This window comes from Bacillus sp. EB106-04-02-XG92, from assembly GCF_058791995.1.
In genome coordinates this window covers 43,698-67,199 of record NZ_JBYTEA010000002.1, presented here as the reverse complement: position 1 = coordinate 67,199, position 23,502 = coordinate 43,698, and the positions used below count along the sequence as shown (strand labels likewise).

27 protein-coding genes are annotated in these 23,502 nt (G+C 37.4%); 16 read left to right on the top strand and 11 right to left on the bottom strand.

Translation table 11 applies throughout. The features are described from left to right. Positions 1-17: 17 nt before the first annotated feature. The 4 genes from sufB (at position 18) to yunB (ending at position 4,537) form a co-directional block, all read left to right on the top strand. Positions 18-1,415: a Fe-S cluster assembly protein SufB gene (gene sufB / locus AC3WVA_RS06395; protein ID WP_001118827.1), complete on the top strand. Its 1,398-nt coding sequence runs from the start codon at positions 18-20 to the stop codon at positions 1,413-1,415. Positions 1,416-1,967: 552 nt separating this feature from the next. Then, the gene (locus AC3WVA_RS06390) at positions 1,968-3,383 is read left to right on the top strand and encodes a bifunctional metallophosphatase/5'-nucleotidase (RefSeq protein WP_492321866.1); all 1,416 of its coding nucleotides are present in this window, start codon (positions 1,968-1,970) and stop codon (positions 3,381-3,383) included. A gap of 65 nt (positions 3,384-3,448) precedes the next feature. Then, positions 3,449-3,751, top strand: a complete 303-nt coding sequence (locus AC3WVA_RS06385; RefSeq protein WP_048528325.1) for a YunC family protein — start codon at positions 3,449-3,451, stop codon at positions 3,749-3,751. A 54-nt stretch (positions 3,752-3,805) separates the two neighbouring features. Further along, on the top strand, positions 3,806-4,537 hold the full coding sequence (yunB, locus tag AC3WVA_RS06380; protein WP_492321830.1) for a sporulation protein YunB: 732 nt from the start codon (positions 3,806-3,808) through the stop codon (positions 4,535-4,537). Between the two features lie 36 nt (positions 4,538-4,573). Here yunB and AC3WVA_RS06375 read toward each other — a convergent pair whose 3' ends face one another. Beyond that, the gene (locus tag AC3WVA_RS06375) at positions 4,574-5,557 is read right to left on the bottom strand and encodes a M23 family metallopeptidase (RefSeq protein WP_098346607.1); all 984 of its coding nucleotides are present in this window, start codon (positions 5,555-5,557) and stop codon (positions 4,574-4,576) included. A 189-nt stretch (positions 5,558-5,746) separates the two neighbouring features. Between AC3WVA_RS06375 and lipA the strand changes: the two genes are divergently transcribed. Then, positions 5,747-6,643, top strand: a complete 897-nt coding sequence (lipA, locus tag AC3WVA_RS06370) for a lipoyl synthase (protein ID WP_000166375.1) — start codon at positions 5,747-5,749, stop codon at positions 6,641-6,643. A 17-nt stretch (positions 6,644-6,660) separates the two neighbouring features. Here lipA and AC3WVA_RS06365 read toward each other — a convergent pair whose 3' ends face one another. Then, positions 6,661-7,143 (bottom strand): YbaK/EbsC family protein, encoded by a 483-nt coding sequence (locus tag AC3WVA_RS06365; protein ID WP_098346608.1) that lies wholly within the window; start codon positions 7,141-7,143, stop codon positions 6,661-6,663. A 74-nt stretch (positions 7,144-7,217) separates the two neighbouring features. Beyond that, positions 7,218-7,772 (bottom strand): histidine phosphatase family protein, encoded by a 555-nt coding sequence (locus tag AC3WVA_RS06360; protein ID WP_098346609.1) that lies wholly within the window; start codon positions 7,770-7,772, stop codon positions 7,218-7,220. Between the two features lie 132 nt (positions 7,773-7,904). On the opposite strand from AC3WVA_RS06360, the gene AC3WVA_RS06355 reads away from it, so the two are divergent. Next, on the top strand, positions 7,905-8,351 hold the full coding sequence (locus AC3WVA_RS06355) for a hypothetical protein (protein ID WP_098346610.1): 447 nt from the start codon (positions 7,905-7,907) through the stop codon (positions 8,349-8,351). A gap of 23 nt (positions 8,352-8,374) precedes the next feature. On the opposite strand, the gene AC3WVA_RS06350 is transcribed toward AC3WVA_RS06355, so the two are convergent. Continuing rightward, a complete protein-coding gene (locus AC3WVA_RS06350; RefSeq protein ID WP_141539475.1) occupies positions 8,375-9,190 on the bottom strand; it encodes a YhfC family intramembrane metalloprotease in 816 nt (271 codons plus the stop codon). Between the two features lie 100 nt (positions 9,191-9,290). Between AC3WVA_RS06350 and AC3WVA_RS06345 the strand changes: the two genes are divergently transcribed. Continuing rightward, complete coding sequence (locus tag AC3WVA_RS06345) at positions 9,291-10,022, top strand: MerR family transcriptional regulator (protein WP_048528338.1); 732 nt, start codon at positions 9,291-9,293, stop codon at positions 10,020-10,022. Between the two features lie 37 nt (positions 10,023-10,059). On the opposite strand, the gene AC3WVA_RS06340 is transcribed toward AC3WVA_RS06345, so the two are convergent. After that, positions 10,060-10,638 carry a YhcN/YlaJ family sporulation lipoprotein gene (locus AC3WVA_RS06340; protein ID WP_088313419.1) on the bottom strand — a complete coding sequence of 193 codons (579 nt, stop codon included), beginning with the start codon at positions 10,636-10,638 and terminating at the stop codon, positions 10,060-10,062. 115 nt (positions 10,639-10,753) lie between these two features. Here AC3WVA_RS06340 and AC3WVA_RS06335 point away from each other — a divergent pair, with 115 nt between their 5' ends. Then, on the top strand, positions 10,754-11,065 hold the full coding sequence (locus AC3WVA_RS06335; protein ID WP_002008894.1) for a YutD family protein: 312 nt from the start codon (positions 10,754-10,756) through the stop codon (positions 11,063-11,065). 36 nt (positions 11,066-11,101) lie between these two features. Here the strand turns inward: AC3WVA_RS06335 and AC3WVA_RS06330 are convergent, their stop codons facing one another. The 3 genes from AC3WVA_RS06330 to glpX all read right to left on the bottom strand — a co-directional run bounded on the left by AC3WVA_RS06330 (position 11,102) and on the right by glpX (position 13,224). Further along, positions 11,102-11,599 carry a cytoplasmic protein gene (locus tag AC3WVA_RS06330; protein ID WP_098346612.1) on the bottom strand — a complete coding sequence of 166 codons (498 nt, stop codon included), beginning with the start codon at positions 11,597-11,599 and terminating at the stop codon, positions 11,102-11,104. A 370-nt stretch (positions 11,600-11,969) separates the two neighbouring features. After that, the gene (locus AC3WVA_RS06325) at positions 11,970-12,236 is read right to left on the bottom strand and encodes a DUF3055 domain-containing protein (protein ID WP_000392615.1); all 267 of its coding nucleotides are present in this window, start codon (positions 12,234-12,236) and stop codon (positions 11,970-11,972) included. 16 nt (positions 12,237-12,252) lie between these two features. Then, entirely contained in the window at positions 12,253-13,224 is a 972-nt protein-coding gene (gene glpX, locus AC3WVA_RS06320) for a class II fructose-bisphosphatase (RefSeq protein WP_048528346.1), read from the bottom strand. Between the two features lie 147 nt (positions 13,225-13,371). Between glpX and AC3WVA_RS06315 the strand changes: the two genes are divergently transcribed. From AC3WVA_RS06315 to AC3WVA_RS06300, 4 genes are all read left to right on the top strand, one after another. Continuing rightward, positions 13,372-13,812 (top strand): DUF86 domain-containing protein, encoded by a 441-nt coding sequence (locus AC3WVA_RS06315; RefSeq protein ID WP_048528348.1) that lies wholly within the window; start codon positions 13,372-13,374, stop codon positions 13,810-13,812. Positions 13,813-13,891: 79 nt separating this feature from the next. Beyond that, positions 13,892-14,524: a helix-turn-helix transcriptional regulator gene (locus AC3WVA_RS06310; RefSeq protein WP_048528350.1), complete on the top strand. Its 633-nt coding sequence runs from the start codon at positions 13,892-13,894 to the stop codon at positions 14,522-14,524. A 108-nt stretch (positions 14,525-14,632) separates the two neighbouring features. Further along, positions 14,633-15,397 (top strand): TIGR01457 family HAD-type hydrolase, encoded by a 765-nt coding sequence (locus tag AC3WVA_RS06305; RefSeq protein WP_000276467.1) that lies wholly within the window; start codon positions 14,633-14,635, stop codon positions 15,395-15,397. A gap of 111 nt (positions 15,398-15,508) precedes the next feature. Continuing rightward, the gene (locus tag AC3WVA_RS06300; protein ID WP_098346613.1) at positions 15,509-16,039 is read left to right on the top strand and encodes an iron ABC transporter substrate-binding protein; all 531 of its coding nucleotides are present in this window, start codon (positions 15,509-15,511) and stop codon (positions 16,037-16,039) included. 33 nt (positions 16,040-16,072) lie between these two features. On the opposite strand, the gene AC3WVA_RS06295 is transcribed toward AC3WVA_RS06300, so the two are convergent. Further along, on the bottom strand, positions 16,073-16,654 hold the full coding sequence (locus tag AC3WVA_RS06295) for an NAD(P)H-dependent oxidoreductase (RefSeq protein ID WP_098346614.1): 582 nt from the start codon (positions 16,652-16,654) through the stop codon (positions 16,073-16,075). Positions 16,655-16,874: 220 nt separating this feature from the next. Between AC3WVA_RS06295 and AC3WVA_RS06290 the strand changes: the two genes are divergently transcribed. The 3 genes from AC3WVA_RS06290 to AC3WVA_RS06280 all read left to right on the top strand — a co-directional run bounded on the left by AC3WVA_RS06290 (position 16,875) and on the right by AC3WVA_RS06280 (position 21,202). Beyond that, on the top strand, positions 16,875-17,663 hold the full coding sequence (locus AC3WVA_RS06290) for an ABC transporter ATP-binding protein (RefSeq protein WP_417902970.1): 789 nt from the start codon (positions 16,875-16,877) through the stop codon (positions 17,661-17,663). Then, the gene (locus AC3WVA_RS06285) at positions 17,647-20,220 is read left to right on the top strand and encodes an FtsX-like permease family protein (protein WP_417902969.1); all 2,574 of its coding nucleotides are present in this window, start codon (positions 17,647-17,649) and stop codon (positions 20,218-20,220) included. Before AC3WVA_RS06290 ends, AC3WVA_RS06285 begins: the two co-directional genes overlap by 17 nt. 502 nt (positions 20,221-20,722) lie before the next feature. Beyond that, positions 20,723-21,202: a GNAT family N-acetyltransferase gene (locus AC3WVA_RS06280; RefSeq protein ID WP_098346617.1), complete on the top strand. Its 480-nt coding sequence runs from the start codon at positions 20,723-20,725 to the stop codon at positions 21,200-21,202. Positions 21,203-21,225: 23 nt separating this feature from the next. Here the strand turns inward: AC3WVA_RS06280 and AC3WVA_RS06275 are convergent, their stop codons facing one another. Next, entirely contained in the window at positions 21,226-21,717 is a 492-nt protein-coding gene (locus AC3WVA_RS06275; RefSeq protein ID WP_087959426.1) for a phosphatidylglycerophosphatase A family protein, read from the bottom strand. A 120-nt stretch (positions 21,718-21,837) separates the two neighbouring features. On the opposite strand from AC3WVA_RS06275, the gene yutH reads away from it, so the two are divergent. Continuing rightward, positions 21,838-22,839, top strand: coding sequence for a spore coat putative kinase YutH (gene yutH, locus AC3WVA_RS06270; protein ID WP_001974264.1), 1,002 nt, complete (start codon positions 21,838-21,840; stop codon positions 22,837-22,839). Positions 22,840-22,895: 56 nt separating this feature from the next. Here the strand turns inward: yutH and AC3WVA_RS06265 are convergent, their stop codons facing one another. Then, complete coding sequence (locus AC3WVA_RS06265; protein ID WP_001125501.1) at positions 22,896-23,111, bottom strand: hypothetical protein; 216 nt, start codon at positions 23,109-23,111, stop codon at positions 22,896-22,898. Positions 23,112-23,502 lie beyond the last annotated feature (391 nt).

Here is a 23,502-nt window from a genome sequence, read left to right as displayed (position 1 = left end):
AGGAGGGACACACCAACATGGCGAAGCAACTGCCAGATATCGGCGATTACAAATATGGTTTCAAAGACAAAGACGTTTCGATTTTCCGTGCTGGACGCGGTTTAACAAAAGAGATCGTTGAAGAGATTTCACGTATGAAAGAAGAACCACAGTGGATGTTAGACTTCCGTTTAAAATCACTGGATAAGTTCTATGAAATGCCAATGCCACAATGGGGCGGCGACTTAAACGACTTAGATTTCGATGAAATTACGTACTACGTAAAACCATCTGAGAAATCTGAGAAGTCTTGGGATGAAGTACCTGATGAAATTAAAGCAACATTTGATAAATTAGGTATTCCAGAAGCTGAGCAAAAATATTTAGCTGGTGTATCTGCACAGTACGAATCTGAAGTTGTATACCACAACATGAAAGAAGACCTAGAAGCTCTAGGAATCGTCTTCAAAGATACAGATAGCGCATTAAAAGAGAACGAAGATATTTTCCGTGAGCATTTCGGAAAAGTAATCCCACCAACAGACAACAAATTCTCTGCATTAAACTCTGCAGTTTGGTCTGGTGGATCATTCATCTACGTTCCAAAAGGTGTTAAAGTTGATACGCCACTTCAAGCGTATTTCCGTATTAACTCTGAAAATATGGGACAATTCGAGCGTACGCTTATCATCGTAGACGAAGGCGCACACGTACACTACGTAGAAGGTTGTACAGCACCTGTTTACACAACTAACTCACTTCACAGTGCGGTAGTAGAAATCATCATTAAAAAAGATGCATATTGCCGTTATACAACAATCCAAAACTGGGCGAACAACGTATACAACCTAGTTACAAAACGTGCGGTTTGTGAAGAAAACGCAACGATGGAATGGATTGACGGTAACATCGGATCTAAATTAACAATGAAATACCCAGCAGTTATCTTAAAAGGCGAAGGCGCTCGTGGTTTAACATTATCTATCGCGATTGCTGGTAAAGGCCAACACCAAGATGCTGGTGCGAAAATGATTCACTTAGCACCAAACACGTCTTCAACAATCGTTTCTAAATCGATTGCGAAGCATGGTGGTAAAGTAACTTACCGTGGTATCGTACACTTCGGACCAAAAGCGAAAAACTCTCGCTCTAACATCGAGTGTGACACGTTAATCATGGATAACCAATCTACATCTGATACAATTCCTTACAACGAAATCAAAAACGATTACGTTTCACTTGAGCATGAAGCGAAAGTATCGAAAGTATCAGAAGAACAATTATTCTACCTAATGAGCCGCGGTATTTCTGAGCAAGAAGCTACAGAAATGATCGTAATGGGCTTCATCGAGCCATTCACTCGCGAACTTCCAATGGAATACGCAGTTGAAATGAACCGCCTGATCAAGTTTGAGATGGAAGGTTCTATTGGTTAATATAAGTATGAAGAAAGCGCCCTGCTGTGCAGGGCGCTTTTTTATTTTGTGAGCTGGGCTTGGGATTAGCTGAGATACCCAGGTAGGTTTCCAGCTAAATATATCAGCGATTTTTCAAATATATCGAACATAACTCGGAATATATCAGCGATTATTTCAATATATCGACGATTCGACAAGGAATATCGACTTATCAACAAATTACGACATAGCAGAACTGGGCATATACCCCTCAATATTTAGAGGAAAGAGGAGCACCTATTCATAAAGCACCGAATTGAAGTAGTTGATGCTAAGATACTAACAAACCCATGGGGGAAATCCACCAAAATACTCGCAAAACCACTCAAAAAAAATTCTCACAAATCCCCGCTTTACCAACTAATCCACAAACTAGAAAAATAAAGTTTTCATATCAAAAAGGGTAATTTTTTGCTTTTTCTCATAATGCGAGTACAATGTAAAATAGCAAGAAAAGACGAAAAGTATTTACAGGATTATTGCGTACGCATAGCGTAAATGGCAGTAAGGAACTGAGAGGAGGTTTTTTCTCTGAATATAAATAAAGAAACAATCATCCACCTTTATCATACAAACGATATACATAGTCATTTTGAAAATTGGCCGCAAATTTCTCGGTTTGTACAAGGGGAGAAAAAGCGAAGACAAGAAGCCGGAGAGACCGTTTTGACGGTTGATATCGGCGATCATGTGGATCGTTTTCATAGTATTTCGGAAGCGACGAATGGACTTGGCAATACGAAGCTTTTAAATGAGGCGTTATATGATTATGTAACGATCGGAAATAATGAAGGAATTACGTTAGCGAAGGAGCATTTGAATCATCTATATGATGATGCTGGATTTGAGGTGCTCGTCGCGAATTTATTTGAAAAAGAAGGGGTACGTCCGGAGTGGGCAAAGCCTTATAAATTACATACAACGACAGATGGGATTACAATTGCTTTTATCGGGTTAACGGTAGCTTATCCAGAGTTTTATCATATGCTCGATTGGCATATTGAAGATCCGCTTATTCATTTAGAGTCTATTTTAGAAGAAGTGCGAGATGAGGCTCATATTACGGTTGTCCTTTCTCATCTTGGAAAAAGTATGGATGAGTATATGGCAGAGCATTATGATGTAGATGTTATTTTAGGGGCACATACGCATCATTTATTTGAGCGTGGCGTTCTTATGAATAATACGTTACTTTGTTGTTGTGAAAAGTGGGGACGTTACGTTGGGCACGTTCAGCTTACTGTGGATAAAGAAACGAAGAAGCTGTTGAAAAAAGACGGTAGAGCGATTAAGATAGAACGTTTAGGTGCTTATAGCAAACCGTTATCCACAATTGGATTGCTGCAAGCAGAAAGTAAACAGATTATGGCAGAGCCTGTCGTTCATTTAAAGGAATCATTACCGGTCGATTGGTTTCAGGAGACAGCATTTTCGCACATGTTAGCGAATGCGCTGAAAACGTGGTGCGGTGCAGAGATTGGCATGGTGAACGCTGGTGTACTTCTTGAAGGGTTAGAAGAAGGTGTTGTGACGCGCGGAGATATTCACAGAATTTGTCCACATCCCATTAATCCATGTTTATTAAAAGTGCCAGGGAAAACGTTACGAGAAGTTATTTTGAAAGCACGTCGCCCGAATATGGAGAACCTTGAGGTAAAAGGATTCGGATTTCGCGGGAAAGTGATGGGGAAAATGATTTACGCTGGTGTAGAAGTTATTCCAGATACGATTCCTGGGAATAAAATTTTACTCGAAGATGTATTGATTAACGGGGAATCGCTGGAATTAGATCGTATATATACAATAGGAACGATTGATATGTTTACATTCGGCTACTTATACCCAGAGCTATCCACACTTTCTGACAAACAATATTATATGCCAGAACTACTTAGAGATGTGTTAACAGACATGTTAATAACTCATACATCTTCCGTCAAACTATAGGCTAGGTAACTTGTAACACTCATTTTTCTCTTGTCATACAGATAAGAAAGAGAGGAGTGTGAACTATGGTTAATGTGGAGCCAATTATAATCGATAATTATACGTTTATCGCGGTTAGCGTCAAACTTCCAAAGACAAATTTGCTAGCTGTAATGAGCGATAAAGGATATATTATGTGCGGTGCATTAGATGTAGGTCTTTTAAATGAGAAGTTAGGGGATCGAGGAATTATTGCTGGCCGTGCGGTTGGTGTAAGAACGATTGAACAACTTCTTGAAGCACCGCTAGAATCAGTAACGATTGAAGCCGAAACTTTAGGTATTACGGCTGGCACAATCGGAAAAGAAGCATTATTAAAAATGAGATAAGCATATATCGTCCCTCCTTCTTGCATAGAAATGATATAAGAAGGAGGGTTTTTTATGAGTATATTTCGTTCGAAAAATTCGCGGTTTCGAAGGGGACCTATTTCCTTTCGGTACATACTGCTTATGTCGTTTATTCTTTTTGTCATATTACTCGTACAAGGATTATGGATTGTGAATAGTAGCATTCAGCCCACATTAATGAAATATGGAGAAGTAGAGACGCATAAAATGGCGACAGCGGTTATGACGAAGGCGGTAAAAGACAGAATTAATGAAGGGTTCGATGTCGATTCATTAATGAAAGTACAAAATGATAAAAACGGGAAAGTATCCACAATTAATTTAAATACGAAGCAAGTAAATGAAATCGTAACGTCAACAACCACGTACATAGAAAAATATTTACAGCAAGTAGAACAAGGTGACTTGAAGGAGCTAGGTATTTCTGAAAAAAATGGAGCAACGATGGCAGTTCCTTTTGGTCGCGTAACGGATAATGCGCTTCTTGGAAATATAGGACCCGATATTCCAATTGATTTCACGACGATTGGTCATGTGAATACGGATATTAAACAAAAAATTGAACCGCACGGAATCAATACGACAGCGATTCAAATTATTATGGAGATGGAAGTAACGTTGCAAGTCATTATTCCATTTCATACGAAAGAAATAAAAGTGAAGCAAGACGTTCCGATTGCAACGCGCATTGTTCAAGGAGAAGTGCCTACGTATTATGGAAGCGGAAGTGTTGTTGTACCTGATAAAAAGAAAACGGATAGTTAGCCGAATTTAAAAAATAACCGTAGCATATTGCTACGGTTATCGTTTTGTATTCGCGCGTTCTTTTCGCTCCCAAAGACTTAAATGCATGTATGGATCGAAAGCCCATTCTGTATAGCCATTGTCTTTATACATACCGAAATGTAAGTGGGGCGGGAATTTTCCAGCTGTGCCGGGAGGGCCGTAACCGGTGCTACCAACAAATCCGATTACTTTTCCTGGCTCAACAATTTGTCCGAGCTGTATTTCTTTTGAGAATCCGCCTAAATGAGCGTAGTAATGATAATTATTATGAAGGTCGCGAATACCGATGCGCCATCCACCAAGGCGGTTCCAACCTTTTGTTTCAATAATGCCATAGCAAGTAGATCTTACTGGTACGCCATAGCCTGCAAAAATATCAGTTCCTTCATGAACTCTTCTTCCCCCAAAACTTCTTCCAGCACCGAAAGTACTACGGTAGCTATGGTCACTACGAATTGGAAGAGGGAACGCATTTCCTTCTAAATTAATACGTCCGTAATGTTTATAAATTTGCGCGTATTCGGAAATTAATTCAACTGTTTTTGCACGTCTATAATATTCCCAAAGCATAATGTGAACACGGTCTTCGGACGTTCCTTGTTTTTTTAAAATCGTTGCTGCTGTATGCAAAAGATCACGGTCGTTATTTGCATTTGCAAATCCATCTTTGTCACCATCTAAACCTAACCCGCCAAATAGAGCAATTGTATGGGGAAGAGTGTCGTTACCGTTAACAGGTCCAGCCCATATTTCTGGTTTGAAATAGAGGGAGATGATGGCATCTGGTTTTTTCGGAATATCTTTTCTTACGCTCCGTATATTTCTTTCATATTGATCCATTGCAGCTAAGTAATACCACGGAATGCCTGAAGATTGCTCGGTTTCTTTATATAGTGCCATGCGCTTTTCGTATATGCTTTGCTGATTATCCTCACCGTAAGCGATGTTTTGGTGGAGAAGAAAGCAAATCGAAAGCAAAAGAGAAATTTTTCGAAGCATGAAATAGACTCCTTTCACATCATCACTCTTTTTAGTGTGGGATATACGGAGTATTTCATTATAGGGAACGATTGGAAAAAATCTTAGAATCTTCATTTGAGCAAATCGCTTTCATACGTTAGAATAGATATGTTACATTGAAAGAAGCGAACACGGTAAACTATTTCATATTGTGCGGAGTTGATAACCATGACAAAACAAACAGAATATAAGCGCAAGCCCGAATGGTTGAAAATTAAGTTAAACACGAATGAAAACTATACAGGCTTAAAGAAAATGATGCGTTCTAAAAATCTTCATACAGTTTGTGAGGAAGCAAAATGTCCGAATATTCATGAATGCTGGGCTGTAAGAAAAACAGCAACATTTATGATTTTAGGTGCGGTTTGTACACGTGCTTGTCGTTTTTGTGCGGTTAAAACAGGCTTACCAACTGAGCTTGATTTACAAGAGCCAGAACGCGTAGCAGATTCTGTAGTACAAATGGGCTTAAAGCACGTTGTTATAACAGCGGTTGCACGTGATGATTTAAAAGACGGGGGAGCAGCTGTTTTTGCTGAAACAGTACGAGCTGTACGTCGTAAAAATCCATTTACGTCAATCGAAGTATTACCATCTGATATGGGTGGAGTAGAAGAAAACTTAAAAATGTTAATGGATGCAAAACCAGATATTTTAAACCATAACATTGAAACAGTACGTCGATTATCTAACCGAGTTCGCGCTAGAGCAAAATATGACCGTTCATTAGAGTTTTTACGTCGAGCGAAAGAAATGCAGCCTGATATTCCAACTAAATCGAGCATTATGGTGGGGTTAGGTGAAACGAGAGAAGATTTAATTGAAGCAATGGATGACTTACGTGCAAACAATGTGGATATTTTAACTCTTGGACAATACCTACAACCATCTAAGAAGCATTTACCAGTTCTTAAATATTACCCACCAGCAGAATTTGCAGAGCTTAAAGAAATTGCACTTAGCAAAGGCTTTAGCCACTGTGAAGCTGGTCCACTTGTGCGTTCTTCTTACCATGCGGACGAGCAAGTTCGTTCTGCAAAAGAAAAAACAGCAGAAGCAAAATAATGAAAAAAAGAGAGCTATTATAAGCTCTCTTTTTGTTTATATTCTAAAACAGTATTTGAGCATGTTAATAAGATTTTCTTTAATTCCTCTGTGGATAATTCGATTGTAAATTCAGGTACACCAGGTGTAATTAAAATTTTATCGTACGTATAAATAGCGTTATCCACAATAATTGTTACATCGTGTGAATACCCGAAAGGAGCTACACATCCCGGCGTACAACCAGTTTTGTCTCGCAGTTCATCAGGAGAACAGAGAGATAAGCGTTCCCTAGTTATTTCTTTCATCTCTCCCCGGTTAAGCCTTGTGCCCTCTAACGTGAAAAATACGTAATAATTTCCAGACTTTGATTTCAAAAATAAGCTCTTACTTGGAGTACCTTGTAAGCCGAGCCTTTCACGTACGATACGATCTGTTTCATAATCGAGTACCGGTTCGTGCTCAAACTTTTCGTAAGAAGCATTTGTTTTATGTAGTAAAGCAAGTACATCTTCGTACATATGGAGTGATACCCCTTTCTATTGTTAGTACAGTTTCTTCTCGTGGCGTCAACTGAATGTGTTGGAAAGAGATATTACTTGGATGGTGCTTCCCATAATCGTTTTATAGTACATTGTTCATCGATTATAATTTCATAAACATCAGGATTCGTTAAAGCTCTCCATTCATTAAAGCCGATCGTATGATCAAAGTGCTTTAAAATGAGCGTAAGTAAGTTTCCATGTGTAACGAGTAGTGTTGTAGTACGGTTTAATTTTAAAACGTCTTGGATAAGCGATATAGCACGGTCTGTTGCTTGTTTTGTTGACTCTCCGCCTGAAAAGGCAATATCTATATTTGTAAAAGTAGATTCTAGTTTTTGCATCCAATCGTCCATTGGAACGTCGCTTAATATGCGTTCAGCTAATCTTTCATCTTCTTGGATAGACAAATTAGCTTGGAGTGCATAAGGCCGAATAGAATCGATAGCTCGCACAAATGGGCTTGAAATAATATGATCTATTTGTGGTTGGTTTTCTAAGAGAAATGTAGCAAGAATGTTTGCTTGATTTTTTCCTGCAATCGTTAATTCCGCACCACGTTCTTGGCCAGTTGCTGAACAATGTCGTATTACAATCAATTTCTTCATAATTCATCCCCATCTTTCAAGTTGACGCTATATACTTCGACAAATGCGAAAAAAATTCCTTTTTATTGGAAACGGCATATTGATTTATAGATGTGGAAAAGTAATGTGGATAATGAAAATTGAGGTGCCAGTATGAAAAAAATGATATGTCTCGTATTCATGATTTGTTTTCTTACGCAAATGTCCACAACATATGCACATTCCAATCAAAGGTTAGATTATCCAAGCAACCGAAATAAATCGTTTGCGAGTGAAGATGTATTTTATGAACAGTTAGATAAGAAAATCTACAAAGAATACAACGATGTAGCATATAGCGTTCGGAAAAAGATCTTATTTAAAGAAGTGCCGGATGAAGAATTTTCTTTCTTACAAAAAACAGCTGTAGGTTGTCGGAGTAGTGTGGTGTTCCAAGATTCTTTTATTCACCCTGATCGCCAAGTTTATTTTTTCGCGTCCTTTTCTCAAAATGAAGCAGACGAATTTCGTAAGTACATTGTTATAGATGCAGAAACGAAGAGGAAGCTGCAAGAGGGAAAAAGCTATCATCATCATTATGATAATCCATATAAAAAATAACCCACCAACAGGTGGGTTATTTTTTATTCCGGCACACTCATTAATTTTTCTTTCATTTTACGTATAAGAATGACAGCACCAATTGTGAAGAGAAGGGTAATTCCTTCTGCAACAAAGATGTTGATTGTTTTTGTTTGGTAAAGTGCCGCGAAAAAGTCTACAAATGTGTGGAATAATATAGCGTAAACAAGGAAGATATATTTCTTCTGTTTTACTGCGTATAAGACAAGCATCGTAAAGGCAATTTGCAACACAAGAGCCATAATTCTTTCCAAGCTGCCAAGGAAGTATAAATAAGCAGGCTGCTCTATTAACATATCCTTTACAACATTTAATTGTGGTAGTTTTTCTGTCATTTGAGCGAAGCTACCGTTGTTAATAGCATTTGCGAATATAAGTGTCTGTAATGCCGAGAATCCACCGACTAAAATAGATTCAATCCCGCCGTGACCTATTCCGTAAGCAAAACCATCTTTATATTCTTGATATTTTTTTAGTAAGAAGAAGAAGGCAACGAAGCGTCCTAATTCTTCAAAAATACCAGCGGTTAGACCGCCATAAAGTGCGAAGACAAATGGATTTTCTAAAATTGGAGCGATTGCCGGATTTCCGCGCATAAATAGGTGGAACGGCGTCTCCAGAATTTGAGTAAACCCAATAAAAATAAGAACACCGACGCCGGCTACTTTCCAATTAATATGATATTTTTTACGAAAATAAACAAACGCAATAATAGGTACCAGAATCGAAAGCACAAGTTGAATTGTGATACTGGCAATTACCGTACTTGAAACCATATTTTCACCGCTTTCTAATATATGTACATATCTATTATGCATGAAATATAGTGGAGATGAAACTTTTAACAAAAAAATGAATTTACTTATTGACTCTAACGTTGCGTCATACTTTATCGTATGTATTAAGGGGGAGATACACATGACAATGAAGGTAAAAGAAGTAGCTAATTTAGTTGGAATTAGTGTGCGCACACTGCATCATTACGATGAAATTGGGTTGTTAACCCCAGACGAGACGACAGAGTCTGGATATCGTCTGTATTCCAATGAAAATTTAGAGACATTGCAGCAAATTTTATTTTTTAAAGAACTAGGCTTCCCTTTGAAGAAAATTAAAGAAATTATCATGAGTCCATCATTTGACCGAGAAGAAGCGCTACAGCTTCATAAGAAAATGCTTCTTGAAAAGCGTGCGCGGTTAGATAAAGTAATTGCGACGATTGATAAGACAATTCAGCATACAAAAGGAGAGATTGAAATGACGAATAAAGAGAAATTTGAAGGCTTCGATTTCAGCCATAATCCGTACGAAGAAGAAGCGCGTGAAAGATGGGGAGACGCAGCTGTAGATAAAGCGAATGAATATGCGAAAGGTATGTCAAAAGACAATCAAGAAGAGTTTAATACGATTTACAGAAACTTAGCGGCGCTTAGACACGGCGCACCAGATTGTAAAGAGGCACAGGAAGCAATTGGAGTATGGTACGATTACTTGCAAAACTTCGGTGAATATTCATTAGACGCTTTTAAAGGACTCGGTCAAATGTACGTCGCTGATGAGCGCTTCACGAAAAATATCGATAAGTTTGGCGTGGGATTAGCGCAGTTTATGTGTGATGCGATGGCGGTTTATGCGGATCGTAAGAAATAGTTAAAAATAAAGAAGGCGGAGTTTTTCTCCACCTTCTTTATTTTTTTATCATATTATTTAAAGTCTGATCCCCTGTATTGTTCAAATGAGGATTTTTACTCATTTCACGCTTTAACATATCAATGCTTTGTGTATATTCTGTATCATTTAATGCGCCAGATTGAAGGCCTTGAATTTGAGAAATCAACTTTTGGTCTGTTGATACATATGCTTTATAATAGCGAGGAACGATGGACAAAGCAGCTCTATATACTTGATCCGCTACGAGTTTTGGATCCGTTGTGTTTGCACGGTATACAACAAATACTTCATCATCAGTAACGAGTGTAGCAGCGTTTGTAACGTCAGGAAGTTTGACTGCCATGCTTGTAATCATTTCAGCGACTTTCTCACGGTTAATAGCTCCTACTTGTTTGTTAGATACTTCATGTTTTTGTTTAGATGAGTAACCGACTCTCGTTAATCGTGTATTTGTATTTTCCGTATGATACATGTCGTTTTTGTTGGAAACAAGAACACGACTTCCTTCTTCACGTTCCATTTCGGCTTTATTATTTGTTTGACAGCCTGCAAATAAGGAAAGAGTGAGGAGAGAGAGTATAATTTGTTTTTTCACGATGTATCACCTCCTTCTCCATAGCATGCACTAATTTTCAATTTTTTGTATTTGAAATTGTTGGTTGGTATGCTTTGTGATACGATAAAAAGAAGAATGCTTAGAGAGGAAGTTAATGATGGAGCAAAAGCAAGAGCAAGAGATGCATGCTACGGTGAGCATTAATAATGTTCAGTACGAAGTAATTAAAAACTTTCGTGATGGTTTTAGTGAAGAAGCATTTAAAGAGCGTTATGCAGAAATTTTAAATAAATATGATTATATCGTTGGAGACTGGGGTTATGAGCAACTTAGATTGCGCGGTTTCTTTGATGATAGTAATCAACGTTCGACGTATGATACAAAAATTAGTACGTTAACAGAGTATTTATACGAGTACTGTAACTTCGGTTGTGCACACTTCGTATTACGAAAAGTGAAGAAATAAAAAAATCCTCTTACGATTGTAAGAGGATTTTTTGCATTATAAACAAATCGAGATATGATCGCCTTCAGAAAGTATTGTATTTGGCTTCATTTGTTGTCCGTTCAATTGAATATCACCATTTTTAATTTTATCCACAATGCGTGTACGGCTCCAGTCAGAAATATATGTGGATAAAGCTTTATCGATTCGGTGGGAACCAAAAACGAGGTCTAATACAATTGTAATTTCAGCTACGTCGCTTTCCTTATGTTGTGTAATGGAAATGGTAGTAGTTGTTTCTGTTTGATCTTGTTGAGGCATATCGACTGTTTCCACATGATCAGTAAATGATTTATAAATACGAAGCTTTTGGTTCCACGTATGATCTTTCGGACATTTATAAATGGCAAAACGATATATATTTTTTCCGTTGGCGTTATGCCTACGAATATTCGTGTCAGTAAATAAGGTAGTGCGTCTGCAATTTTTACAATACTTTTCAATTGTATTTTGCTCGTTTTCATATAAACTCCAAGAAAGTTGTACTTTCTGCATTTTTCTTCACCTCTTATAGTAGTGGCAAAGAAACGTAATACAGCTATTTGGATGTCTTGTAGTATGAAGACATGAGAAATAGACAAAAATAAAAGGAGGTTCCCTTAGGAACCTCCGTAAACATCATACTACAGATGCGTTACGTTCCTTTGTAATGGGAATGGGCAGACTACTCCCTTGAAAAAGCACGGAGCTTTTTTGAGAGTAATGCTATCCAATTGCTGGTCCATTACAAAGTAGTTGTTGGCATACGTAGATAACGTCCTTTCTATCCAAATAGATTTATTCTTAATTATAACACATTAGTTTGAAAATTAAAAATACTCAAAGCAGAAAAACACCAGCTAAAACAGCTGGTGCCTAAGATAAATTATATAAGTTCAAATAAAAATGAGCGTAGTTCTTCTGCAATTTCTTCAGTCATAGAAAATGCATGCTCTAAGTAGCCTGGTTCGTTTAAATCGTCAGGACCGATGATTGCAAATTTATTGCGCTGCATATCAAGGACAATTGTTTTACCGTAATGACGATCGGAGTATAAAAGCGCTAAATCATGACGCTCATTTTCTCCCATAAAGCTAACGAAACGAGTTCTTGTAGCGACTGTATCGTCGTACAGAAAGAAACGTTCTTCCATACACATGGCTCCTTTATTAAATATCTAAGTTTAAGTGTGGCTTATGATCTAAATGGTGATGCGTTTTAATGAATCGTACTGTTCTTGTTTTGTAACGCATTACGATAGAATATGTCTCAGCTAAATCTCCGCCAAGGAATTTCACGCCGTCTAATAATTCACCAGCAGATACACCAGTTGCTGAGAAGATTGCATCATCACCAGATACTAAGTCTTCTAGCATTAGAAGTTGACGTGGGTCTTCTAATCCCATTTCACGACAACGAGCTTCTTCTTCTTCGTTCATTGGAACTAAGCGAGCTTGCATTTCACCTTCAAGGCATTTTAATGCTGCTGCAGAAATAACACCTTCTGGAGCTCCGCCAGTACCTACGAATAAGTCAATACCTGTCCCAGGTAGTGCTGTTGCGATTGACGCACCAACATCACCATCACCAAATAATTTTACGCGTGCACCTTTTGCACGAACACGATCAATAATATCTTGATGACGTTCACGTTCTTGAATGATAACCGTTAGATCGCGAATCTTTTTATTGTTAGCTTCTGCTACAATTTCAATTGTTTTTTCAATTGGATCATCTAAGCTAATTTTACCAGCTGCTTTTGGACCAACCGCGATTTTTTCCATGTACATATCAGGAGCATGAAGAAGGTTCCCTTTATCTGCGATTGCGATAACTGCCATTGCATTTGCAAGACCTTTTGCAACGATGTTTGTACCTTCTAATGGGTCAACGGCGATGTCTACTTCTGGACCGTTACCTGTTCCTAGTTCTTCACCAATATACAACATCGGTGCTTCATCAAGTTCTCCTTCACCAATTACAACTGTACCTGCCATGTTTACTGAATCAAACATATCACGCATTGCTGTAGTTGCTGCATCATCTGCTTCGTTCTTCTTTCCGCGGCCCATCCACTGTGCGGATGCTAATGCTGCTGCTTCTGTTACACGGACAATTTCTAGTGCGAGTTCACGTTCCAAGATTTCATTCCTCCAATTTCAAAAATCATACAAATATAACTATAACAAATAACGGAGAAAAGGTGAATTCGAAAAATTGTCGATTTTTTCAGAAGAAAGCGTTACAATTAAAATGTAAATGCTTTAATTTCCAGGTAGGTGACATTCATGTATTTTGTAGACAGAAAGAAAATAGAACAAATGCTAGTATGTTTAGAACGAGCAACAAGTACATTTCAAGAGAAAAAGATATATGAAACCGAGTTTGAATTTTACGCATTAGAACGCATAGCTCATCTCATTATTGATACTGTATTAGATGTAGGGAATGCGATGATTGATGGATTTATTATGCGCGATCCAGGAAGTTATGAAGATATTATCGACATTTTGATGGACGAGCGAGTGATAAGTGCAGAAGAAGGACAAGGAATGAAAGAAGTGATTCTTCTTCGAAAAATGCTTACGCAAGATTATATTCAAATGAATCATGATGAATTATATAAGACGATTCAAAAACATATTGCAGTGGTAGAGAAATACCCAGCAAATATTCGCAGTTATTTAGAGAAGGAATTAGGACCTGTATCTGCATTTGTACCAGAATAATTATGCTTATAAGATCCCCAAGGTACCTTTTTGGGGATCTTATATTGTATGCGAGAAAGAAAAGGGAGAAGGTTGAAACATGGGGGAAGCACGTACGACGAAAGACGAAATTGTGCAATTGTTGAAAGTAAAGGGAGAACACACGGTAGCGGAACTAGCTGACGTTTTAGAGATTACAGAAATGGCGATTCGAAGACATTTAAGTAATCTTGAGAAAGATGGTTTCATCTATTCCAAGATGGTAAGGCAACATGTCGGAAGACCAACTTATTTGTATGGATTAAGTGAAAAGGGAGAAGATACATTCCCGAAGGAGTATAAGCAATTTGCGATTGATATGCTAGAAGATTTAGCTCGAATGGGTGATGAAAAAATACTTCGTTACGTTTTAAAAGAGAGAACGAAGCGAATGGAAGAACAGTTGCAAAAGCGAGTGAGTAATCAAAAGAATTTAGCATATAAAGTGCAAGAGATAGCAGCTATGCAAGAGAAAAATGGTTATATGGTTCAAATAAAGAGAGATGGAGAAAACTCTTTCGTAATTGAAAAACAAAACTGTCCGTTAAAGGAAATTGCAGAGAGATTCCCGCAAGTATGTGAAGATGAAAAAGAGATGTATAATCGTTTATTTGCAGGAGCAGATGTGAAGACGTTAGCAAACATGTGTGAGGGCGATTGTAGTTGTTCTTACCAAGTAAAAGAGAAAAAATGAACGTTATGGGGCGCTTTAAGGTAAAGCGTTTTTTTCTTTGGGAAAAGCGGGTAATATAAGAGTGGTATGATAGGTGAGAACGTTAGCATAGAAGGAGAGACATAATCGATGTATAAAGGTTACTTAATTGACTTAGACGGTACGATGTATCGCGGAGAAGAACAAATTGAAGAAGCGAGCGACTTTGTAAAAGCATTAGGAGAGCGCGGTATTCCATATTTATTCGTTACGAACAACTCAACGCGTAAACCAGAACAAGTGGCAGAAAAACTTGTTCGTTTCGATATTCCAGCGAAAGCAGAGCAAGTATTCACAACGAGTATGGCGACAGCGAACTTTATTTATGAACGTAAACAAGACGCAACTGTATATATGATTGGTGAAGAAGGCTTACATGATGCGCTTGTGGAAAAAGGCTTTGAACTTGTGGATGAAAATCCTGATTTCGTTGTTGTTGGTTTAGATCGTGACATCACATATGAAAAATTAGCAAAAGCTTGTCTTGCTGTACGTAACGGCGCAACGTTTATTTCTACAAATGGAGACATTGCTATTCCGACTGAGCGCGGATTATTACCAGGTAACGGCTCATTAACATCAGTTGTAGCGGTATCAACAGGTGTGGATCCGATCTTCATCGGAAAACCAGAATCAATCATTATGGAACAAGCTTTAAAAGTGCTTGGCATAGAAAAAAATGAAGCATTAATGGTTGGGGATAACTACGATACAGACATTTTAGCAGGAATAAATGCTGGTATGCACACCCTTCTTGTCCACACTGGAGTAACAACTGTGGAGAAGTTAACAGAATATGAAGTACAACCAACGCAAGTTGTGCATAACTTGACGGAGTGGATTGAGAAGATGTAATGAAAAGCAGGTAACCGGAATAGGTTACCTGTTTTTTTATGCATAATTGCATATTCGCTGTCGTTATATAAAATGTAAAATTTATATGTAATGATACAAGGGGGGATCAGAGTGTATTGGATGTCATGTATTATGTTTATTTTTACATTATGTGTGTTGTTTTTTGTTCTATGGAAGATATATAAAATAAATGAAATGAAAAAAGGCGCAGGAAAACGCATTGCAATGTATCCTCGGGTGAAAAGACGTTGGATTGCATTACTTGGACCAGCATATTTCATTGGACAATGTATGTATATATATGCTCAGTACGTAAGTGGCGATATGGATACTGTTGAACAGTTTCTCATTCAGCTAGGTATTCATGCTGTAGCAAGTTGTTTTATGACTTTAATAGCTATCCATCTTATTAAAAGTGTACAAATATATGAAAAAGGTGTAGTAGACGGATTAAACTTTTATTCATACGAAGAATTAAAAGGCTATAAAACATCAACATGGGAAAGTCCAAAAGAAAATATATTTTTATATCGCGGGCGAGAAAAAATGAATGACAATGTAAATTTACTTATTAGGCAGGAAGATATGAATGAATTAGAAAGCGTTCTTCAAAGATATATTCCGAAATTAATGATGAAATGAAAAACTCCGGTTGTTAAAGCCGGAGTTTTTTTATTAAAATGCACGATTCACAACATCTTTAACTTCTTCAAGATATTGCTTACGCACACTATTATCCACAGAAGGAACACTCGTATAGAATGTATGCTCAATTGTTTCAATGCCTGTAAATTCAAAGATACCAACATCTGCTGTTTTCTTCATTGCTTCAAACATACCGCCTGCTGTGTATGCTTCTTTCGTATTTCCCATTGTAGATAATAATAAGCCTTTTTTACCACTTAATAACTTCTCAATACCATTTTCACCGTAAGCATAAGCGAAGCCGTGGCTAAATACACGGTCAACGTATCCTTTTAAAATAGCAGGAAGTCCCGCCCACCAAACTGGATAAATGAATGTAATGCTATCAGCCCAAGAGATATGCTCTTGCTCTTCTTTAATATCTTCTGGTGTGTTTCTTTGAGAAAATGAGATGAAATCGGAAGCGCCTAATACTGGATTGAAGTTTAACTCGTATAAATCGCGAACGCGTACTTCATGACCTTTTTCTTCTAATTGACTTTTTACCGTTTCTAAAATCGCATGGTTGAAGCTTTCTGTATTTGGGTGTGCATAAACGATTACATGTTTCATTGTTCTTCCTCCTATTTGTGGATAGTTTTTTATTTATGTAACTATTATGGTTACCTCTGTTGTGAGAGTCAACTTTTTTGACGTGAGAAATAAAGCGGAAATGTAATTAGCTAATATGGGATACATGTTAGTATATGACAAAAAAATACAAAAAAGTAGGGATTTTGCATTCTGAATAGAATATATAGATTGGTAAATAGAGAGAGAAGGGGATATTGGGATGAATATTATTGAAATTGAAAGGTTAGAAAAATCGTTTGATATTGGGGATAGTAAAGTAAAAATATTAAAAGGCATTAATCTTCAAATTCAAAAAGGAGATTTCGTCTGTATTATGGGGGCAAGTGGATCGGGTAAAACGACCTTACTTCAGTTGTTAGGTGGATTAGATATTCCATCAGTAGGTAGTATTCGAGTTGACGGTACAGAGATATCAACATTAAAAGAAAAAGAGCTAGCTTTATTTAGAAGGCATAAAATCGGTTTTATTTTTCAACAGTTTAATTTGATTCCAGTGTTTAGTGCAGAAGAGAATGTAGGATTACCGTTACTGTTAGATAATGTCTCGCAAAAGAAGGCAACGATGACAGCAACTCGTTTATTAGAACTCGTCGGGCTAAAGGGAAAAGGAAAGCATTTACCAGCACAGTTATCAGGTGGGCAACAGCAAAGGGTTGCGATCGCAAGAGCTTTTGCAAATGAGCCGGCTATTATATTAGCTGATGAACCAACAGGGGCATTAGATTCGGAAAATAGCAAAAACATAATTGCGGCACTTCGCAATGCCTGTGATGAGTTAGGGCAAACAGCTGTCATTGTAACGCACGATCCGTTCGTAGCGGCCCATGCGGATAAAGTTGTGTTCTTATTAGATGGTGCAGTGATTCATGAACATGCTGAAAGTAAAGGGTGGAAATTTCGAAATATCCCGCAACAAGTTACTCACATTCAAGAGATTATGAACCGTCACTTTAAAGTAGGAGGTAAAGGTGATGCGATGGGTAATTAAGTATGCGATAAAATCAATGAAACAAAATTGGCTGCGAAACATGTTGATTGCCCTCGGTGCAGCTTTAGGTGTCATGTTAGCGACGATGTTATTGCTAGGCAATCAATCAGTAGAGAAAAGCATGAAGGAACAAGTAGTAAGCCGGTATGGAGATTATAATTTACAATTTGGCTATATAAAAAACGATATGTATTTAAATAATGAAAGTTTAAAAGGGATAGATGGCTTAGAAAATGCTGAAAAAATTTCAAAAGTACTTATACCATATCCTTTTCCAAATTATAAAGAGTTATCAGGAAAACCGTCCTATTGGGGTGTTGAGCAAGATTCTCCAGAAATGCATTCTTATAAAATAGTAGAAGGTCGATATCCGAAAGTAGGGGCTGAAGTAGCACTGACAAAAGGGTATACAGATCGTGAAAATATACGAGTAGGAGATACGATTAAATTGCCATTCCCGCAGCATGGAGAAAAGAATGTGAAAGTCGTCGGCATTTTAAATCCGCCGTTAATGGCAGCAATGGGGCACAGTGCTTATTTTCCAATCCATTGGCTTCAAAAAGAATTAAATTTACCAAATCAATTTAATCTCGTTCAAGTGAAAACAGCCGATGTACATGTGAAAAGAGCAATTGCTCTTGATGTAAATAAGAAGGTAGAAAATATAAAGGTAGATCAACGTACTTATGTTGATAAGGCATTTGAAAGACTAAATGTAATGAAACCGTTAATTTTTAGTTTAGGTGGTATTGCCTTATTTGTTGTAGCTCTTTTAATAATGGGAAGTTTCTTCTTATCTGTTAGAAGTCGATTTAAGCAGTGGGCATTATTACGTGCGCTTGGTAGTAACCCAAATCAAATTATATTAGTCGTTTTATTAGAGGCTTTATGCATCGGAGCAATTGGATCGCTAGCAGGAGTTATTCTTGGGGCAGGTACGCAAACAATCGCCGCATCTTTTATTAACAAATGGGTGAATATTGAGGGGGCAGGGAAAGCATCATTCTCGATTTCAGGTGAGGTTCTACTCATTACGTTTTTACTAGGGATTGTTATGTCTGTCATAGGAGCTATTATACCGGCTTTCATGGTTAGAAAGATTCCACCTGTTCAAGCACTTCGGCCAGGTCTTCCTAGTAATGAGAAAAAAGAAAAAAGATGGAGTGCTTTTAGCCTTAGCATTTTAATCATTGGTACCGTTATTGGACTCACGGGTAGCATATTAGAGCAGTATATCGGTTTCAATCCAAGTGCGATAGGAGCGCTGTTATTTGCAGTTGGTTTGTTATTGGCGATTCCGTTATTTATTCGCGTAATAGCACCAGTGATTGCAAAACCGTTCCAAATGATATTACGAGTTGAAACGACGATTAGTAGCCGGAATGTAATTCGTTATCGAAACAAGGCAGCTGTGTCGGTTGCTATATTAGCATTTGGTTTTATGTTAGCACTTGTTGGAACGATGTATGTAAATTCTATGTATGAAGGTATGAAAAAAGGGTTACAAAAACATTTACCAGCGGACTTAGTAGTAAGAATTCCAGTAGAGTCGCAAGGAATAGAAACATTACCGTTTAGTTGGATGGAGAAGGTTAGAAAAATTGATGGCGTAGAGGCAAGTGTAGGAAATGCTACTGACTTTACAGCAAAGCTTGTGAATTTTGACTTTAAAAAAGCGAATCAAGAGTGGTATGAATTTATGAAAAAAAACAATTTGAACTATGATTCAATGGAAGTTGTAGGTAACGATATTGTAGCGTACCAGAAAGTAACAAAGGCGAAAGTGATTGCAGGACAAGCTTTAAATAAGCCATTACAAGATGGTGAGGGAGTCATTACGAAAGAAGTGGCTAAAAATTTAGGGCTTCAGTTGCATGATACGATTGAAGTACAAGGAAAAGGGAAAGAAAAACAAACAATTAAAGTCGTTTCGATTATTGAGCAAGGATTAAGGTTAAGGAGTTTGGATATTTTTGTGAATGAACAATGGGCTCGCGATAAGTTTCACGTACAAGGATATGAAGCCATTCAAATTATGACTAATTCTAATCAATCATTTGAAGTGATTAAGAAGCAAGTAAAAGAAATTACAAAGAATAAAGAGAATGTAGAAGTTATAAACAGTTATGATTTATTGAAAGAACAAGAGCAGTTATTATCGCAAATGATGATGTTAATTCGCTTGTTAGTTGTAATTGTTTTCATTATTTCTGGCATAGGATTAATGAATGCAATTGTCGCAAGTTTGCATGAAAGACGTGCTGAAATTAGTATGATTCGTGCAGTAGGAGCTATTCCGAAGCAAATGAGAAGGATCGTTTTATTAGAGGGAACTTTACTTGGAGCGATAGCTGGTTGTATCGGCATTTTTGGTGGGATTCTGTTTAGCTATATCGTGTTATCAAGCTTAGAGTTAACGGTTATTATTATTCCGTATAATCAAGTTGTCATACTGGCTCTAGCTAGCGTGATACTTGGGGCAGGGGCAGCATGGATTGCCTCCTTACAATTAAGAAAGTTTAAATTAAGTGATACTTTAAAGGAGTTATCAGCATAAAAGATTGCTATACCCCGCTCATACAAAGAACAAAGAAAACAAATAAAATGATGACAATACCAATGCCGAAGTTAAATACGAGAGTACTATCCATATATGTAACCTCCCTATTTGAAAGTAAAAAGCACTCTAGTGAAGAGTGCTTTTTTATTTTGAGTCTACTGAACAACTTTGAGAAAAGGATTCATGCATGTAAAGAGTTACATTATTTTATGTGTTTATACTTTGAAATGAGTAAGTCCTTGTGAGAAATAAAAAAAAGACACTCTTTTGAGTGTCTTTAACGATGACAAAATGTGCCAATTGCTTGAGTTTGATAAGGCGCTAATATCCGTTTTAACGCCTTTTCTTTGATCAAGAAGTGTAGCAACAGCGATTCAAATAAAATTGTACCATTTGATTCATAGGTGTGCGTATGCAATTATGCATATTCCGATTGGAGGGAAATGAGGTGTGAAAAATGAATGAGTATATATAGAACATTTGATAAGGAGAGAGAAGGATGGATATACATAAGTTAACGGTAGAAGAAGCAAATGAGGTAAATACGTGGACGTACGAAGAACCTTATAATTTGTATAGTTTTTCAGGTGAGGAAGAAGTAATAGAAGAATTATTAGATGGGACGTATTATGGCTGCTGTGACGATAAGGGAGCGTTTATTGGCTATTTTTGTTTTGGGGAAAATGCACAAGTGCCAGGGGGAAGAGATGCTCATTTATATGGTGGAGAAGATGTAATTGATATCGGACTTGGTATGAAGCCAGTGTTAACAGGGAAGGGGCTGGGGAAAAAATTTTTTCAAGCTGGGATAGCCTTTGCTGTTAAAGAATGTAAGCCGAAAACATTCCGGCTTAGTGTAGCGACATTTAATACGAGAGCAATTACGCTATATAAAAATATAGGTTTTCAGCAAGGTCCTATTTTTTTGAGCCGGGGAAGAGAATTTATGCTCATGGAATACGAAAGACCGTCAATATGAAACTGACGGTCTTTCATGTCTTATTATTCCGAATGCTCAGCTCTGTGCGCTAAGCGGCTTGAAGCAGCGGCAGCAATTCCGCCAACGATATCATCAAGGAATGTATGCACCTTTCCAGATGATTTATCATTTAAATATTCTAAAATACCAGGTTTTAATTTATCGATATATCCAAAGTTCGTGAAACCGATAGAGCCGTACACATTAACGATAGAAAGTGCGATTACTTCATCAATTCCGTATAAGCCTTCATCACGTTTTACGATATCTTGTAATGGCTCACTTAACATTCCTTTTTCAGCAAGAACATCGAGTTCGATACCTGTAATCAATGCGTTTTGTACTTCACGTTTTGATAATACACGCTCAACGTTATAACGGCATTCTGACATCTCTAAATTTGGATGATATTTTTTTTGAAGAAAATGAACAAGCTCAGCAATATCGTCAATCGTTACACCGCGCTCTTGTAATAGTTGCAATGCTCTTTCTTGTAGTTGATTTGATTCTTTCATGTTTATCACCTTTTTTTCTTTTTAGTATTTGTATACGTTTCGTTGCTTTATCACGTGCATAGGAATGAAAGGCGAGCACAAGCTCATATATATAAAGAAAAACCATAGGTGGCGAATGCGATGATTCATCATATTTATGAGCATTATCATATGCATGTTAAAGAATTAATCCCCCTTGGCCCCTATAAAAGCTTTTGGATTCGCAACAAAATTTATGTACTTGTTCCAATTGGAGAAATGGAGGAAGAAGTACTTGTAGAGATGAAAAAGCTCAGTGACTATATGAACCAGCAAGGGGATATAACTGTAGCGACTTTCGTTCCGACTATACACGGCTACTATGTAAGTGAGATAGAAGAACAAAATTACTGCTTATTAAAAGGTATGCGTGCGTTAGAACGACATGCTACATCATTAGGAAGTGAGCTTTCTATATTCCATAAACGAGGTGCTTTTTTTCCGGAAGAGATCGAGCAATTAAGCCGCATTGGTGAATGGAAAGCGTTATGGGAAAAAAGGCTCGATCAATTAGAAAAGTTTTGGCAATCACAAGTGATGAACCACCCTACAGACGTATTCGATCAATTGTTTATTGAATCCTTCCCGTATTACTTAGGAGTTGCAGAAAATGCAATTCAATATGTTGTTGATACAGAGATGGATGATACGCCGCAACTAACTGATGCAGCAACAATTTGCCAAGAACGATTCACACCTTTATTATGGCATCAAACGAAGCGTCTCAAACTCCCTTTTGATTGGGTGTATGATCATCCAACTCGAGATATAGCAGAATTAATCCGTTATATGATGATTGAAAAAAAGAAAGACTGGGAGAAAACAATCGTTCAATTTGTTACAGATTATGAACGAAATTATTCGCTATCCTCATTTGGTTGGCGCTTATTATTTGCAAGGCTCCTGTTCCCGCTTCACTATTTTGAAACAGTTGAACGATATTACCAAACAGGAAACGAAGAACAAAAAAGCATATATAGAGATCGCTTAGAAGCCATTTTACACGATGTGAACCGTTCAGAGCAATTTATGAAGCACTTTTATGGATCACTTCGTTTACCAGTTGATAAGCTCGGGATTAGAAAATTAGATTGGCTGTCTTAAAATGAAAAAAGAGACCGGTGAGGTCTCTTTTTTATACTACAATTGTATGTAATACATTATGCCCCTACTTGTTGATCTGCACATATATTTAAAATGAATTGATGTTGTTCGATTTTTTCATTTACTTTACTTAATAATTCTTGCTGGATTTCTTTAAATAAAAATTGGTAGCTCGCATTCCACGTTGGTATAACGGATGAAAGGTCTAATAAATACTCTTTTTTCTTTTCTAGTTCTTGCATTGTTAAAAAAGTATTCCCCATTTTTGGCATGTGTCGTCCCCCTATGTTTTTTTCTATATATGTGTGAACGATTCTATAGTATTAATTATCTCATTTTTTGAGAGGGATTTCCAATTTTGTTTTATGATGTTAAAGGGGAATTGTTATTTGAATAAAAAAAGAGACCCATTTGGGTCTCTTTCTAGGAAGCGATGCCGCTTCCGCTTTTAGATTAATATCCAGCTCCAGCGGCTAAAATGTTCGGTGGCTTCGCTTCTTCCGCCGAGGCAAAAAGCGCCTCTATGTCAGAAGCTCCATCCCCCTCACATTTTGAACGAGCCGCTTCCGCTTTTATTAATATCTAGCTCCAGCGGCTAAAATGTTCGGTGGCTTCGCTTCTTCCGCCGAGGCAAAAAGCGCCTCTATGTCAGAAGCTCCATCC